Annotated in this window: 15 protein-coding genes; 10 read left to right on the top strand and 5 right to left on the bottom strand. The window is 64.8% G+C overall.

Going from position 1 to position 14,403, the window contains the following annotated elements:
- Window positions 1-25: 25 nt before the first annotated feature.
- The 4 genes from ABIA30_RS06645 to ABIA30_RS06630 are packed head-to-tail and all read left to right on the top strand — an operon-like array spanning window position 26 to window position 5,096.
- On the top strand, window positions 26-1,222 hold the full coding sequence (locus ABIA30_RS06645) for an LLM class flavin-dependent oxidoreductase (protein WP_370063432.1): 1,197 nt from the start codon (window positions 26-28) through the stop codon (window positions 1,220-1,222).
- Window positions 1,219-3,051 (top strand): flavin-containing monooxygenase, encoded by a 1,833-nt coding sequence (locus ABIA30_RS06640; RefSeq protein WP_370063431.1) that lies wholly within the window; start codon window positions 1,219-1,221, stop codon window positions 3,049-3,051. The genes ABIA30_RS06645 and ABIA30_RS06640 overlap by 4 nt, the downstream gene beginning before the upstream one ends.
- Window positions 3,029-3,955: an SDR family NAD(P)-dependent oxidoreductase gene (locus ABIA30_RS06635; RefSeq protein ID WP_370063429.1), complete on the top strand. Its 927-nt coding sequence runs from the start codon at window positions 3,029-3,031 to the stop codon at window positions 3,953-3,955. Before ABIA30_RS06640 ends, ABIA30_RS06635 begins: the two co-directional genes overlap by 23 nt.
- Entirely contained in the window at window positions 3,948-5,096 is a 1,149-nt protein-coding gene (locus tag ABIA30_RS06630) for a CaiB/BaiF CoA transferase family protein (RefSeq protein WP_370063427.1), read from the top strand. Before ABIA30_RS06635 ends, ABIA30_RS06630 begins: the two co-directional genes overlap by 8 nt.
- Before the next feature lie 113 nt (window positions 5,097-5,209).
- On the opposite strand, the gene ABIA30_RS06625 is transcribed toward ABIA30_RS06630, so the two are convergent.
- Together ABIA30_RS06625 and ABIA30_RS06620 are read right to left on the bottom strand one after the other, a co-directional pair.
- Window positions 5,210-6,739 carry an aldehyde dehydrogenase family protein gene (locus ABIA30_RS06625; RefSeq protein ID WP_370063425.1) on the bottom strand — a complete coding sequence of 510 codons (1,530 nt, stop codon included), beginning with the start codon at window positions 6,737-6,739 and terminating at the stop codon, window positions 5,210-5,212.
- Complete coding sequence (locus ABIA30_RS06620; protein ID WP_370063423.1) at window positions 6,736-7,935, bottom strand: 2-oxoadipate dioxygenase/decarboxylase family protein; 1,200 nt, start codon at window positions 7,933-7,935, stop codon at window positions 6,736-6,738. The genes ABIA30_RS06625 and ABIA30_RS06620 overlap by 4 nt, the downstream gene beginning before the upstream one ends.
- A gap of 27 nt (window positions 7,936-7,962) precedes the next feature.
- On the opposite strand from ABIA30_RS06620, the gene ABIA30_RS06615 reads away from it, so the two are divergent.
- Both ABIA30_RS06615 and lat read left to right on the top strand, forming a co-directional pair.
- Window positions 7,963-8,424: an Lrp/AsnC family transcriptional regulator gene (locus ABIA30_RS06615; protein ID WP_370063421.1), complete on the top strand. Its 462-nt coding sequence runs from the start codon at window positions 7,963-7,965 to the stop codon at window positions 8,422-8,424.
- A 49-nt stretch (window positions 8,425-8,473) separates the two neighbouring features.
- A complete protein-coding gene (gene lat, locus ABIA30_RS06610) occupies window positions 8,474-9,805 on the top strand; it encodes an L-lysine 6-transaminase (RefSeq protein ID WP_370063419.1) in 1,332 nt (443 codons plus the stop codon).
- A gap of 153 nt (window positions 9,806-9,958) precedes the next feature.
- Here the strand turns inward: lat and ABIA30_RS06605 are convergent, their stop codons facing one another.
- A complete protein-coding gene (locus tag ABIA30_RS06605; protein ID WP_370063417.1) occupies window positions 9,959-10,489 on the bottom strand; it encodes a restriction endonuclease in 531 nt (176 codons plus the stop codon).
- A gap of 81 nt (window positions 10,490-10,570) precedes the next feature.
- On the opposite strand from ABIA30_RS06605, the gene ABIA30_RS06600 reads away from it, so the two are divergent.
- The 4 genes from ABIA30_RS06600 to ABIA30_RS06585 all read left to right on the top strand — a co-directional run bounded on the left by ABIA30_RS06600 (window position 10,571) and on the right by ABIA30_RS06585 (window position 12,188).
- Window positions 10,571-11,002, top strand: coding sequence for a hypothetical protein (locus ABIA30_RS06600; RefSeq protein WP_370063415.1), 432 nt, complete (start codon window positions 10,571-10,573; stop codon window positions 11,000-11,002).
- Between the two features lie 63 nt (window positions 11,003-11,065).
- Window positions 11,066-11,497, top strand: a complete 432-nt coding sequence (locus ABIA30_RS06595) for an SRPBCC family protein (RefSeq protein ID WP_370063414.1) — start codon at window positions 11,066-11,068, stop codon at window positions 11,495-11,497.
- A 2-nt stretch (window positions 11,498-11,499) separates the two neighbouring features.
- On the top strand, window positions 11,500-11,811 hold the full coding sequence (locus tag ABIA30_RS06590; protein ID WP_370063412.1) for an ArsR/SmtB family transcription factor: 312 nt from the start codon (window positions 11,500-11,502) through the stop codon (window positions 11,809-11,811).
- A gap of 38 nt (window positions 11,812-11,849) precedes the next feature.
- Entirely contained in the window at window positions 11,850-12,188 is a 339-nt protein-coding gene (locus ABIA30_RS06585; RefSeq protein WP_370063410.1) for a hypothetical protein, read from the top strand.
- On the opposite strand, the gene ABIA30_RS06580 is transcribed toward ABIA30_RS06585, so the two are convergent.
- Together ABIA30_RS06580 and ABIA30_RS06575 are read right to left on the bottom strand one after the other, a co-directional pair.
- Window positions 12,185-12,502: a hypothetical protein gene (locus ABIA30_RS06580; protein ID WP_370063408.1), complete on the bottom strand. Its 318-nt coding sequence runs from the start codon at window positions 12,500-12,502 to the stop codon at window positions 12,185-12,187. The genes ABIA30_RS06585 and ABIA30_RS06580 overlap by 4 nt on opposite strands.
- A gap of 85 nt (window positions 12,503-12,587) precedes the next feature.
- Window positions 12,588-14,387, bottom strand: a complete 1,800-nt coding sequence (locus tag ABIA30_RS06575) for a biotin carboxylase N-terminal domain-containing protein (RefSeq protein ID WP_370063406.1) — start codon at window positions 14,385-14,387, stop codon at window positions 12,588-12,590.
- Window positions 14,388-14,403 lie beyond the last annotated feature (16 nt).

Raw genomic sequence — 14,403 nt, 5'->3', positions numbered from 1 at the left:
GAAATCGCTCAGTGAGGAGAGATACATGAAGGTCAATCTGGGTACGGGGGCGCAGAACTCCCGCGACTGGGAGCGCGTCCTGGCGGGAGATTTCAGCACCCCGCCGCAGACCCCCGACTACAAATGCGTGCAGGCCGCGCTGGCTCTCGGCGACATGGCCGAGCCGCTGGGCTTCGACGGCATCTGGTTCCCCGAGCATCACGGCACGCCATATGGCATGACGCCCAACCCGATTCAGGCACTGACCTATTTCGCCGGCCGCACGGAGCGGGTCAACCTGGGTACTTTCGTCGCGGTGGCGCCGTGGTGGAACCCGATCAGGTTGGCCACCCAGATCGCGTACCTGGATATCGTGTCGGGCGGGCGCTATACGACCATCGGCCTGGGGCGCGGGGTATCCAAGGCGGAGTTCGACGCAGTCGGCGTGCCGCGCGAGCAGAGTCGCGACCGATTCAACGAGACCTTGGACATCCTCAAGCTGGCGTTCTCCGGTGAGCGGTTCTCCTACGACGGCGAGATCTTCAGCTTCCCAGAGATGTCGCTGCGCCCAGAGCCGATGAGCACCGACCTGTTCGACCGGATTTACAGCTCGTCGTCCACGCCGGAATCACTGGAGCTGTTGTCCCGCAAGGGTCTGGTCCCGCTATTCGTCGGCAACAAGCCGATCTGGGACGCCGGGGAAGAAGTCAAGAAGGTCAATACCTTCCGCGCGCAGGAGGGGCTCGGCCCATGCCAGCCGAAGAACGTCATGTTCATGTACTGCGTACCTGAGGAAGCCCAGGTGGCCGAGACCGAAGAGTGGATCTGGACCGCCAACCGCGACGTGAACGTGCACTACGGCTTCGCTGACGCATCGAACTTCAAGGGCGTCAAGGGATATGAGGCTTACGCCAACCGGGAGGCGACCGCGACGGCGCTGTTGGCGGAGTCGGTCCAGGGCGACGGCAGCGGCGGCCCCAAGCCCGGCGACAAGAAGGGACCGCCTGGCTATCATGCCTCCAACCTGTTGATCGGAACCCCGGACGTGGTGTTCGAAAAGCTCAGGGCCGCACAGGAAGCATGCTCGTTCTCCGAGGTCACCATCGTCCCGCAGTTCGGCACCATGCCATATGAATCGGCCTTCGAGAGCGTCAGGCTGTTCGCGGCCGAAGTGCTGCCGGCGGTGCACAACATGCCCGCCCCACTGCACAGCTCGGTTCTGCCGGAGGACGTCAACGCATGACGGCGTGTGGCCCCACAGACACGCCCGCCGATATCGACATCGACGCGCTGCGGGAGAAGTACCGCGTGGAACGCGAAAAGCGGCTGCGCAAGGAAGGTTCCAAGCAGTACATCCAGACCGCCGATCGGTTCGCCTCCTACGGCGAGAGCGACCCGCATACCCCGTTCGTCGAGCGCGACGTCATCGACACCGACATGGATGTGGCAGTTCTCGGCGGTGGTTTCGCCGGCCTGCTGTCCGCTGCCTACCTGAAGAAGGCCGGGGTGGCGGACGTCCACATCATCGAGATGGGTGGGGACTTCGGCGGCGTCTGGTATTGGAACCGCTACCCCGGAATTCAGTGCGACAACGAATCATATTGCTACATACCGCTGCTCGAAGAGCTGAACTTCATGCCGAGCAAGAAGTTCGCCGACGGCGCGGAGATCTACCAGCACTGCCGAAATATCGGTAAGCACTACGGCTTGTACGACGGCGCCATCTTCTCGACCCAGGTCAAGGATCTGGCCTGGGATGACAGCATCGAACGCTGGCGGATCAGCACCAACCGTGGCGACGACATCCGCGCACGATTCGTGGTGCTGGGTTCGGGCTCGTTCAACCGGCCGAAACTGCCCGGCATCGCGGGTATCGGCGACTTTCGGGGCCAGATGTTCCACTCGTCGAGGTGGGACTATGACTACACCGGCGGTGACTCCTCGGGGAACCTGATCGGGCTGGCCGACAAGAAGGTCGCGCTGATCGGCACTGGCGCCACCGGCGTACAGCTGGTTCCGTTCCTGGGTCGAGATGCTCAGCACCTCTATGTGTTTCAGCGCACTCCGTCCACCGTCGACGAGCGCAACAACACCCCGACCGACCCGGCATGGGTCAAGACCCTCCGGCCGGGTTGGCAGAAGGAACGCCAGCGCAACTTTCACGCGTGGACTTTCGAAGGCATGGCGCTGGGCCAGCCGGACTACGTCTGCGATTTCTGGACCGAGCTGGGCCGTAACACCGCGGCGCGCGTGCTCGCGTTGCCGGACCCGGCGTCCATGACCCCGCTGCAGTTCATGGAACTGCGCGAGGAAGAGGACTACAAGCTCATGGAGCGGCTTCGGCGTCGCATTGCGGACTTGGTGGACGACCCGAACACCGCCGAGGGCCTCAAGCCGTACTACCGATTCCTGTGTAAACGGCCATGTTCCAACGACGACTATCTGCAGACCTTCAACCGTTCCAATGTCACTTTGGTGGATGTCTCCGATGCCAAAGGCGTCGAACGGATCACCGCCGACGGGATCGTTGCAGGCGGGCGGGAATACCAGGTCGACTGCATCATCTTCGCCAGCGGCTTCGAGATCACCACGGAGATCAGCAGGCGTTACTCGATCGATTCGATCAAAGGGCGAGACGGCCTGTCGCTCTACGACAATTGGGCTGACGGTTACAAGACACTGCACGGCATGACCAGCGTGGGATTCCCCAACCAGTTCTTCACCGGCTTCACCCAGGTCGGCATCTCGGCCAATATCGCCGCGAACTACGAACTGCAGGGCGAGCACATCGCGTACATCATCGCCCAGGCGCTGGATCGAGGGCTGACAACCGTCGAGCCCAGTCAGTCCGCCCAAGACCGTTGGTGCCAGGCCATCAAGGACAACTACATCGACAACTCGGCGTTCGACGCCCAATGCACGCCGGGCTATTACAACAACGAGGGTGGTGGTGACGAGGGGCTGCGCAGCCACCTCGGTGAGCCGTATGGGCCGGGGTTCTACGCGTTCGGCGACCTGCTGGCAGCATGGCGGAATGAGGGTGGACTGGATGGCTTCGTCACCAGCGGATGAACTGCGCTTCGACGGACGCGTCGCCGTCATCACTGGCGCCGGCCGCGGGCTGGGCCGCTCGTACGCCCTACTGCTGGCAGCGCGCGGTGCGCGGGTGGTGGTCAACGACTCGGGTTCCAGCGTGACCGGCTCTGGTTCGGATGCCGCTCCGGCACAGCGGGTGGTGGATGAGATCCGTGCGGCCGGTGGGCATGCGGTTGTCAGCGGCGATTCGGTGGCGACGCCGGAAGGCGGCCAGGCGATCATCGATACCGCGGTCCGCGAGTTTGGTGGTGTCGATGTGCTGGTGCACAACGCGGGTACGGTGCGGCGGGCGTCGTTGTCAGACATGAGCTATGACGATTTCGAGTCCGTCCTGGATGTGCACCTGCGTGGCGCGTTTCACGTTGTGCGCCCGGCCTTTCCGCTGATGAAGGCCGCCGGCTATGGGCGGGTGGTGCTGACCTCGTCGATCGGCGGCCTGTACGGCAACCACGACGTCGCCAACTACGCCGTGGCCAAAGCAGGTCTGATCGGCCTTTCGAATGTGGTGGCCCTGGAAGGTGCTGACTGTGGTGTCAAGTGCAATGTCATCGTGCCGTCGGCGATTACCAGAATGGCTGAGGGGATTGACATCTCGTCCTACCCGCCGATGGGGCCGGAATTGGTAGCCCCAGTCGTCGGCTGGCTTTCGCATGAAAGTTGTTCGGTGACAGGCGAGATGTTGATCGCCATCGCGGGCCGGGTGGCGCGGGCGGCCATCATGGAGAGCCCCGGTGTGTATCGGCCGTCGTGGAGCCTCGAAGAGGTGGCCGCGGCTGCAGTTGAGATCCGGGATATGCGGGAGTCATTGGAGTTCCCCGTTGTGCCCGGTGCACACGCCGACCACATCCGGTACAGCTTCGGAATGGCCGACCATGGGTAGCGGTCCACTGCAGGGTATTCGCGTCGTCGACCTCACCGCGATGGTGATGGGACCGTACTGCACCCAGATCATGGCCGACATGGGTGCCGATGTGATCAAAATCGAGCCACCGCAGGGAGATAACACCCGCTACATCTCCGTGGGCCCCGCGCCCGGAATGTCTGGGGTGTTTGTCAACGTCAACCGTGGCAAGCGCAGCGTGGTGCTGGATCTGCAGACCGTCCAGGGGTGTGAGGCGTTGCGTGCGCTGATCACCGATGCCGACGTCTTCATTCATTCGATGCGCGGCAAGGCAATTGCCAAACTCGGGTTCGATTACGAGGCGGTGGCATCGATCAAACCCGACATCGTCTACACCAACTGCTATGGCTATGGACGGCGCGGCCCACATGCGGACCGGCCCGCCTACGACGACACCATCCAGGCCGAATGCGGAATTCCTGCTGTGCAGCAACAACTTACCGGCGATGCGACGTACGTCGGCACCATCATGGCGGACAAGGTCGCCGGCATGACGGCCCTCTACGCGACCACGATGGCGCTGTTCCACCGCGAGCGTACCGGGGAGGGGCAGGAGGTCGAGGTCAGTATGTTCGAGACCATGGCTGCCTTCATGCTGGTCGAGCACGCGAACGGTGCCATGTTCTCGCCGCCGCTCGGGCCGGCCGTCTACCCGCGGACCGTCGCGCCGAACCGTCGGCCGTACGAGACCAAAGATGGGCAGGTCGCCGCGCTGATCTACACCGACAAGCAATGGGCCGCGTTTGTCTCAGCGGTTCAGCCCGCGTGGCGCAGCGCGTCTTTTGACACCCTGGAGCAGCGCGCCAAGCAGATCGATGTGGTGTACGGGCTGGTGGCGCAGACTCTTCGGTCGCGAACGACGGCCGAGTGGCTGAAGCTGTTCCGCGAGTTGGAGATTCCGGCGGCGCCCATCCAATCACCTGATGCGTTGTTCGACGATCCGCATCTCAATGCCGTCGGGTTGTTCGAGACAGTCGAGACCAAGTACGGTCCGGTGCGTTTTCCCGGTGTGCCGACCTGGTTTTCACGTACGCCGGGCCGGGTGGCCGGGCCGGCACCGGAGTTGGGAGCTGATACGGAGGCAGTGCTGGCGTCGTTGCCGGATCATCTGACAGCTTGAGTCCGGCTGTCCGGTAGTACTTGCGATCTGAAGCTGTCAGCATGTGCTGACAATGTCAGCACATGCTGACAGGCTGCGACGAGAGTCATGCGGGAGGCTGCCGCCCGTTGGCGTCATCCGAACTGAACGCCCTGAGCCAGAGGCAGATCGGATGAGTAGTTGACCGTATTGGTGGCCCGGCGCATGTAGGCCTTCCAGGAGTCCGAGCCCGATTCGCGGCCGCCGCCAGTCTGCTTCTCACCGCCGAACGCCCCACCGATTTCTGCGCCTGACGTGCCGATGTTGACATTCGCGATCCCGCAGTCCGACCCGTCGGCAGCCATGAACCGTTCGGCCTCTCGCAGGTCGGTGGTGAAGATCGCCGATGAAAGTCCCTGCGGCACAGCATTGTTGAGTTCGATGGCCTCATCGAGGGTGTCGTAGGTGAGGACATACAGGATCGGCGCGAACGTTTCCTTGTGCACGATCGCCGTCTGCTTGGTCATCCGCACCACCGCCGGCGTCACGTAATACGAACCATCGCCCACATCGACGCGCTCGCCACCGGTCACGTCCCCGCCGTCCGCGCGGGCCTGCTCCAGCGCATCCATCATGTCTCGGTAGGACTGTTCGTGAATCAGCGGCCCGATCAGAGTCCCGTCAGCGGACGGGTCACCCACCGGCAGGCTCCGATAGGCCCTCACGATCCGCTGAACCAAGGCATCGGCCACGGACCGGTGCGCGATGACCCGGCGCAGCGTGGTGCACCGTTGCCCGGCGGTGCCTGCTGCGGCGAACACGATGCCACGCACCGCCAGATCGAGGTCGGACGACGGCGTGACGATGGTGGCGTTATTGCCGCCGAGTTCCAGCAGCGCCTTGCCGAATCGCTGCGCCACCCGCGGACCGATCTGCTGCCCCATCCGCACCGAACCCGTCGCGCTCACCAGGGCGACCCGGGGATCGTCGACCAGCTGCTCGCCGATCTGCCGTCCACCCTGCACCAGTCGGCCTACTGCGGCCGGCGCGCCCACGTCGGCAGCGGCGCGTTCCAGTAGGGCCTGGCACGCGATGGCAGTCAGTGGGGTGAGCTCTGAAGGCTTCCACACCACGGTGTCACCGCAGACCAGCGCGATGGCGGTATTCCACGCCCACACCGCGACCGGAAAGTTGAAAGCGGTGATGACGCCGACCACCCCGAGCGGATGCCAGTTCTCCATGAGCCGGTGCCCGGGCCGCTCCGAGGCGATGGTGCGGCCGTAGAGCTGCCGGGACAGGCCGACGGCGAACTGGCAGATGTCGATCATCTCCTGCACCTCACCGAGTGCCTCGGAGGTGATCTTGCCGGCCTCGATGGTTACGAGGGTGCCGAGATCGGCCTTGTGCTCGACGAGCAACTCACCCAGGCGTGCTACCAGTGCACCGCGCACCGGCGCCGGCGTGACCCGCCAGGTGGTAAATGCCTGGGCCGCTTCGGCGATCGCGATGTCGGTCTCTTCTGTGCTGCTTTCCGCCACCGTGAACAGGACATCGCCGGTGATGGGGGTGCGGGCCGGTAAGCCTGGCTCATCGAGCGTGACGTCTGCGCCGATGGCCTGCAGTGCGGTACGCACGCGGTCGCGAAGTTGATCGGCGGTGGGTAACAGAGTTTGCACGGAAGTCATGATGCCGCTTTCTCGTAGAGGTCGTAGGGGTCATGGATGTGATGACAGATGGCACCGGCCATCCAGTCGACGCTGTAAGTCGAGCGGTCGTCGACGTCTACCGCTTTGGCGTCGGTGTCCAGATTGGACCGGAAGATGCCGGCCGCGGATGCGGGCAGGAAGTCCTCGTAGACAACGGGTTTCGCAGGGTCGCCGCCACGGTAGTAGGCCAGGCCCTGCTCTGACATCTCGGCATCGGTGGCGGGGAAGTACCGCGACCATTGTGCGCGGTCAGCCATGGCGGCGTCGTAGCGGTCCCGGCCCTTGCGGGTCAGCGCCACACCTCGGGCCTCCACCTCGCCGAAACGTATCCGCAGGGTCCCGTCGAACACGCTGCCATCGGCACTACGGAACGTGCGTGGCTCGGACAGCGCCCGAAACGATGTCTGGCGCAACAGGACTGGCGGGCCAGCGGTGCGTGGCGGGCCTTGGATGGCGTCGATCATGGTGATGCCGCGGGCGGTCATCCGTCGGTACAGCTCGTCGATATCGAGCACCCGCGGGGTGAGATGGTTGATGTGGGTGCTGCTGACTCCGGCGATGTCGGCGGCCACCGCGGACACGGCGCCGAGCTCGTCGTACCAGGCCTTGTCGATCGGTGCGCGGGATAGCGCGAACGCCGCGGTGGCACGTCTGACGAAGTCGCCGGCCTCGGATTCGGGGCAGCCGTCGACGGCTATCCGACGCGCCTGAGCGATCAGCGCGGGATCGAACAACTGACGCTGACCGATGAATTGCTGAACACGTGCCCGCAGATCGGGGGTGAAGAATCGGGCGTCATCGATTGCCAGCATCGAAGTGAAGACCCGAAACGGATTGTGGTCCAGTTCATCTGAGTCGATGGGACGGAATGCGGTCGAGACCACCGGCACCGGCGCGGCGGCCTCGCGCAGGTCGTAGAAGCCGACCGGGTACATCCCGAACGCCGCGAAGAGGTCCGCGACGTCGGCGAGTTCGGTGGGACTGCCCACCCGGATCGCGCCATGGCGCTCCGCGGTGACCCGATCCACGGAACCGAGCCGGTCATCGGTGGCGCAATCCCGGTTCACGGCAGTGCTGACCTCGACGAGCGTGGTGTAGGCGGGCACCTCGGCGCCGTACATGTGCGACAGGGCGGCGGCGAATGCGGCGCGTAGCTTCCAGGTTTGGACGGTCACAGGATGGCTCCGGGGTAGTCTCCGCGCATGGCCGAAGCCGAGCAACTTGACGATGTCGATCGCACTTTGGTGCGCGAACTGATCGCCGACGGCCGGGCGACCCTCGCACATCTGGCGACGTCGGCAGGACTGTCGGTGTCGGCGGTGCAGTCGAGGGTGCGCCGACTGGAATCGCGCGGAGTGATCACCGGGTACACCGCACGCATAGACCCCGAGGCCATCGGCCACATGTTGTCGGCATTTGTTGCGATCACCCCGCTCGACCTCTCCCAACCCGATGATGCCCCCGCCCGCCTGCAGCACTTCGCCGAAATCGAGTCCTGTCATTCGGTGGCCGGCGACGAAAGCTATGTCCTCCTGGTACGCGTTGCCTCGGCGCGAGCGCTGGAAGGCCTGCTCCAACGGATCCGTACCGTTGCCAACGTTCGCACGCGAAGCACCATCATCTTACAGACTTTTTACGATGATCAGGTATCCGTACCGGAATAATTACTGCTTGTAGTCGTGCAGGCCGTAAATATTGCGTTAGGATGGCGGCATGACTGCTGTTCTGACATCTGACGGGCTATTGGCCGACAGCGCCTGCCACGTGCACGAAGTGCTTGGCCGCAGCATCCTGACCGACGGTTTGGACCTCGTCCTCGACCTCGACAGATCCGGTGGTTCGTACCTTGTCGACGCGCGCGACGGCAGTCGTTACCTCGACATGTTCACGTTCTTCGCGTCGTCGGCGCTGGGCATGAATCATCCGGCGTTGGCGGACTCGGCGTTTCGCGCCGAACTGGCGCAGGCGGCGGTGAACAAGCCGAGCAACTCCGACATCTACACCGTGCCGATGGCGCGCTTCGTGCAGACATTCGCGCGGGTTCTGGGCGACCCCGCATTGCCGCATCTGTTCTTTGTCGACGGCGGCGCGCTGGCAGTGGAGAACGCGCTGAAGGTGGCGTTCGACTGGAAGAGCCGGCTCAACGAATCCCGTGGGATTGACGCGTCGCTGGGCACCCGGGTCCTGCATCTGCGTGGCGCTTTTCACGGTCGCAGTGGCTATACGATGTCGCTGACCAATACGGACCCCAACAAGGTGGCGCGGTTCCCGAAGTTCGATTGGCCGCGTATCGATGCGCCGGTGGTGTCGCCTGGCGTGGATATCGTTGCGCTGGAACGCGAATCGCTGCGGCAGGCGCGTGCGGCGTTCGAGGCGTACCCGCACGATATCGCCTGCTTCGTCGCCGAGCCGATCCAGGGTGAGGGTGGCGACCGGCACATGCGTGCCGAGTTCTTCGCCGCGATGCGGGATCTGTGCGACGAGTTCGACGCGCTGTTGATCTTCGACGAGGTGCAGACCGGTTGCGGGATGACCGGAACCGCCTGGGCTTACCAACAATTGGGGGTTGTTCCCGACATCGTGGCCTTCGGCAAGAAGACTCAGGTATGCGGGGTGATGGCGGGTCGGCGCGTGGACGATATCGACGACAACGTCTTCCGGGTCAGCTCGCGGATCAACTCCACCTGGGGTGGCAACCTCACCGACATGGTGCGGGCCCGCCGCATACTTGAGGTCATCGAAGCCGATGGACTGGTCGACAACGCCGTCAGGATGGGTTGGTACCTGGTTGGCCAGTTGCGCTGCCTCGCAAGCGACTTTCCCTCACTGGTGCTCGATCCACGCGGACGAGGGCTGATGTGTGCGTTCAGCTTGCCGTCGGCCGGACAGCGTGACGAGGTGATCCGGCGGCTATGGGAGCGTCAGGTCATCCTGCTGGCCAGTGGCGAGGACTCGGTGCGGTTCCGGCCGGCGCTGACGGTGTCGCGGGCCGAACTCGACGAAGCCGTACACGCGGTGCGAGAGGTGCTGCGTACGCTCGCCTGAGTTCGGTGCGGTGGTCGCGTCGCCCGGCGGCGGGCTCTCTGGTGACCCGTGCGATCTGGACCTGTCAACGATCGTTGACAATGTCACGTTTTTTGACAGGTCTGGATCCGACTCGTTGGGGGGAGACCGGCGTGCTTCTGCGTTGCGGTGTTGCTATACCGAGGTCAGTTGGCGGATCAGGGATTTGAGGCGGGGAAGCTCGGCCCCACTGACCAGCGTGCAATGGTGCAGCTCGGCCAACTTCCGTGCCGCCGGCGTGAACTCGTTGTTGGTCACCACCATGGTGTGTGCGCAGTCCTGCATCGGGGCTCCGGCCACGACCTCTTGTACGGCGCTGGTGCCGACCGGCCGGTTCAGCCGTTTGCATTGAATGGCAAGGCGATTGGGCCGCTTGCCGACAATCAGATCGACACCCCAGTCGCCCGTGATCGCGGTCATGATCACCGAAACTCCGCAGGACCGTGCAATCCGCGCGACGTAGTCCTCGAACTCGGTGCCCGACATGTCGTCCACGGGGTTCTCGCGGGGACTCGGCGTACGGATTCCGGTGAGGATGTGCGGAATGGCGACGATCAGCAGTGGGACGCCTGCGGTAATCGCAAGCGCCACCTGCCAACTCCAACCGTGCAGATACGCGGCGCCGCCGGCGAGCAGGCCAACCGCTACCACGAGTTTTATCCGCACGCAGGCATCGTAGAGCCAAGCCCTGACAGGTCTTTACATGGCGCAGAGCGGCTACTACTGTGCGTAGTAGAGGTGGTCGCAATGGTCGAGGAAACCAGCGGTGTCGAACGCATCTTTCGTTGGGCCGCAGCATTGTTCGTGGTAGCTCTGGTACTGCACGGCGCTGACCATCTGCGGCGGGGGATGGATGTGGTCCGGCCGGCCGTGATGGTTGGTGGCACCCTCCAATTGATCTTGGCGGCGGCGACTGTCGCTCTGGTGATCACCCGGAATCGCTGGGCGCCATCCGCGGCCGTGGTAATCGGCTTCGTCAGTGCAGTGGGATTCGCTGCGGCTCATCTGCTTCCGACGTGGGGGTTCTTCAGCGACAGCTTCATCGATGCACCACCGTGGGCGCGGGTGACGGCGTTTTCGTGGGTGACGGCGATAGTCGAGATCGCCGCAGATCTGATCTTCGGGGTGGTCGGTGTGTTGGTACTGCGCGCCCGTCGGCGACAAACTGCAACTCGGTAGTTGCGCTCTGGCGGCACTTGTGCAACTCTGGAGTTGCACAATTTGTCGACCCTAGGAATGATCATGGACTCTCTGGACATCACTCGAACCATCGACATCAACGCACCCATCGAGAAGGTGTGGGCGACTATCACCGAACCTGAACTCATCTCCCAATGGTTCGGTGACGCAACGGAATTCGAAGCCACCCCGGGTGGCGCCGGATTCTTCGCCTGGAACACCCACGGCAAGTTCCGGGTGGTCGTGGAGCAGGTGAACCCGCCGCATACGCTGGTCTACCGCTGGGCGCACCGCGAGGTCGACGCCGAGCCGACACCGAGCAACTCCACTCTGGTGCGCTTCGAGCTCACCGCGATCGCCGATGGCACTCGGCTGGACCTGCTCGAGACAGGGTTCGAGGACCTGGTCGATCCGCAGACCGCGCACGCGGAGAACTCGGGCGGCTGGACCGCCGAACTCGGGGATCTGGTGGCGTTTTTGCAGGCCACGCCATGAGCATGCCCACCGAGCTCGCGGTGCTGGCCGACGAGACCCGCTGGCACATCCTCACCGAGCTCGGCCGCGCCGACCTGTCTGCCAGTGCGCTCGCCGAGCGGCTGCCGGTCAGTAGACAGGCCATCGCCAAGCACCTGGGCGTGCTGTCCGATGCCGGTTTGGTCGAGTCGGTCAGGGTGGGGCGGGAAATTCGCTACCGTGCCCTGGGCGCCAGGCTCAGCGCGCTGGCGACGGAATTGGAACGCATTGGCCGCCAATGGGATCGACGGCTGGCCGCGATCAAGCGCATCGCCGAGAGCGACCTGGCGACCTGAGGCCGGTTGGCGCATACTTGGGCTTGGTGGTGGTTTCGATGCGGTATGAGTTTCGTGAAGACGACCCCAGCGTGCATCAGGCGGCGAAGTTCGCACTGGTGATGGGTGTCCTCGGCGTTGCGTTCATGGCGTTGGCCGCGGCCTGGACCAAGCACTGTCACGGCGTCGACGCCGCAGCGTGCAGCATGCCGTACCGGACCGCGCTGGCGCTGGGCGGCCCGGCCATCTTGTTCGGCGGCGGAGTGTGGGCATTCGTGCGGACATATCAGGCCTGGCGGCACTACCGGACGTGGTTCGCCTGGCAGGGCGCCGGCTGGTTCCTGCTGGTGCTCATGTCGGTGGTACTCACCATGAGCCTGCCGGTGCTGCTGCTCTAGCGGAGCATGGCGTCGGCGAATCGACGCACGGCCTGAGCTCCGGTTGCGGCTGCTTCATCGCACCCGGCCCGGGCCCGGGTGGTGATGGCACCGGACGACGGGTCCAACACGATTTCGGCCAGTAGTTCACCGGTTGTCGGCTCGCAGACTGCCCACGAATAGAGTGTGTCGGACTCCCATTGCGCCGCACGGGTTTCCACGTGGGTGGGGGAGAACTCGCCCAAATCGGCGAGCGAGGGCCGGTCGTCCATCCGGTCGTCGGCGCGCAGTGCGCGCAGATACCAGCCGCCGGCGTTGATCTCGATGGGTTCCATGGGAAATAGAACCGCCGAGTGGCCAGATATTGCCCGGATTTCGCGAGAAAGCGTGCAATAAATGGCCGCTCGGCGGAACGGAGAACTAGTCCTTCAGCTCGGCGATGACGGTGCCCTGGGTGATGGCGGCACCGGCCTCGACGGACAGGCCGGTCACGATGCCGTCCTTGTGCGCGGTCACCGGGTTTTCCATCTTCATGGCTTCCAGCACCACGATCAGATCGCCCGCGGAGACCTGCTGGCCCTCCTCGACGGCCACCTTCACCACGGTGCCCTGCATCGGTGCGGTGACCGAGTCGCCCGAGGCGGCTTTACCGCCGGCGGCGCCACGCTTGCGCGGCTTCGGCTTCTTCTTGATGGCGCCGGACGCAGCACCGCCGCCGCCACCGCCGATGGCCAGGTCGCCGGGCAGCGATACCTCGACACGACGGCCACCGACCTCGACGATCACCGTCTGGCGCGGTGCGGCATCTTCCTCATCCAGCGGCTCGCCACCGGTGAAGGGCTCGACCGTGTTGTTCCACTCGGTCTCGATCCAGCGGGTGTGCACGTCGAACTTGGTGCCGTCACCGATGAAGTCGGGGTCGGAGACCACGGCCCGGTGGAACGGGATGACGGTCGCCAGGCCTTCGACGTTGAACTCCGCCAGCGCACGACGCGAGCGGGCCAGGGCCTCGTCGCGGTTGGCGCCGGTGACGATCAGCTTGGCCAGCATCGAGTCGAACTGGCCGCCGATGACCGAACCGGTCTCGACACCGGAATCCATCCGGACGCCGGGGCCGGTCGGGGCCTCGAACTTGGACACCGGGCCGGGGGCGGGCAGGAAGCCGCGACCGGCGTCCTCGCCGTTGATCCGGAACTCGAACGAGTGTCCGCGGGGGGTCGGGTCCTCGGTGATGTCCAGTGCCTCGCCGTTGGCGATCTTGAACTGCTGCAGCACCAGGTCGATGCCCGAGGTCTCCTCGGTGACCGGGTGTTCCACCTGCAGACGGGTGTTGACCTCAAGGAAGCTGATCAGGCCGTCCTGGCCGACCAGGTACTCCACGGTGCCGGCGCCGTAGTAACCGGCCTCCTTGCAGATCCGCTTGGCGGACTCGTGGATCTCCTTGCGCTGCGCTTCGGTCAGGAACGGCGCGGGGGCCTCCTCGACCAGCTTCTGGAAGCGGCGCTGCAGCGAGCAGTCACGGGTACCGGCGACCACGACGTTGCCGTGGGTATCGGCGATGACCTGGGCCTCGACGTGGCGGGGCTTGTCCAGGTAGCGCTCGACGAAGCACTCGCCACGGCCGAATGCGGCGACGGCCTCGCGGGTGGCGGAGTCGAACAGCTCGGGGATCTCTTCGATGGTGCGGGCCACCTTCATACCGCGACCGCCACCGCCGAACGCCGCCTTGATGGCGACGGGAACGCCGAATTCTTTGGCGAACGCGACGATCTCATCAGCGTCCTTGACTGGCTCGGCCGTGCCGGGGACCAAGGGCGCCTTCGCCTTTGCGGCGATGTGACGCGCGGTGACCTTGTCACCGAGGTCGCGGATGGACTGCGGGCTCGGGCCGATCCAGATCAGCCCGGCGTCGAGCACGGCCTGCGCGAAATCGGCGTTCTCCGAAAGGAATCCGTAGCCGGGGTGGATGGCGTTGGCGCCCGACTTGGCGGCGGCGTCGAGGATCTTGTCGAACACCAGGTACGACTCGGCCGAGGTCTGACCGCCCAGGGCGAAGGCCTCGTCGGCTAGCCGGACGTGGGGGGCGTCGGCGTCGGGCTCGGCGTAGACCGCCACGCTGGCCAGCCCAGCATCCTTTGCAGCCCGGATGACCCGGACGGCGATCTCTCCACGGTTGGCGACAAGCACCTTGGAGATCTTCGAACTGGCGTGGTTGGCCACGGTGCCTCCTGCAACA

The organism is Mycobacterium sp. MAA66, assembly GCF_041261665.1.
Lineage (GTDB): Bacteria > Actinomycetota > Actinomycetes > Mycobacteriales > Mycobacteriaceae > Mycobacterium.
The sequence above is the reverse complement of the archived record's forward strand: the minus strand, read 5'-3'. Positions and strand labels throughout refer to the sequence as shown.

Coding starts and splice junctions, on each gene's coding strand:
- ABIA30_RS06645 (WP_370063432.1), top strand. CDS start 26: ATGAAGGTCAATCTGGGTACGGGGGCGCAGAACTCCCGCGACTGGGAG.
- ABIA30_RS06640 (WP_370063431.1), top strand. CDS start 1,219: ATGACGGCGTGTGGCCCCACAGACACGCCCGCCGATATCGACATCGAC.
- ABIA30_RS06635 (WP_370063429.1), top strand. CDS start 3,029: ATGGCTTCGTCACCAGCGGATGAACTGCGCTTCGACGGACGCGTCGCC.
- ABIA30_RS06630 (WP_370063427.1), top strand. CDS start 3,948: ATGGGTAGCGGTCCACTGCAGGGTATTCGCGTCGTCGACCTCACCGCG.
- ABIA30_RS06625 (WP_370063425.1), bottom strand. CDS start 6,739: ATGACTTCCGTGCAAACTCTGTTACCCACCGCCGATCAACTTCGCGAC.
- ABIA30_RS06615 (WP_370063421.1), top strand. CDS start 7,963: ATGGCCGAAGCCGAGCAACTTGACGATGTCGATCGCACTTTGGTGCGC.
- lat (WP_370063419.1), top strand. CDS start 8,474: ATGACTGCTGTTCTGACATCTGACGGGCTATTGGCCGACAGCGCCTGC.
- ABIA30_RS06600 (WP_370063415.1), top strand. CDS start 10,571: ATGGTCGAGGAAACCAGCGGTGTCGAACGCATCTTTCGTTGGGCCGCA.
- ABIA30_RS06595 (WP_370063414.1), top strand. CDS start 11,066: ATGGACTCTCTGGACATCACTCGAACCATCGACATCAACGCACCCATC.
- ABIA30_RS06590 (WP_370063412.1), top strand. CDS start 11,500: ATGCCCACCGAGCTCGCGGTGCTGGCCGACGAGACCCGCTGGCACATC.
- ABIA30_RS06585 (WP_370063410.1), top strand. CDS start 11,850: ATGCGGTATGAGTTTCGTGAAGACGACCCCAGCGTGCATCAGGCGGCG.
- ABIA30_RS06580 (WP_370063408.1), bottom strand. CDS start 12,502: ATGGAACCCATCGAGATCAACGCCGGCGGCTGGTATCTGCGCGCACTG.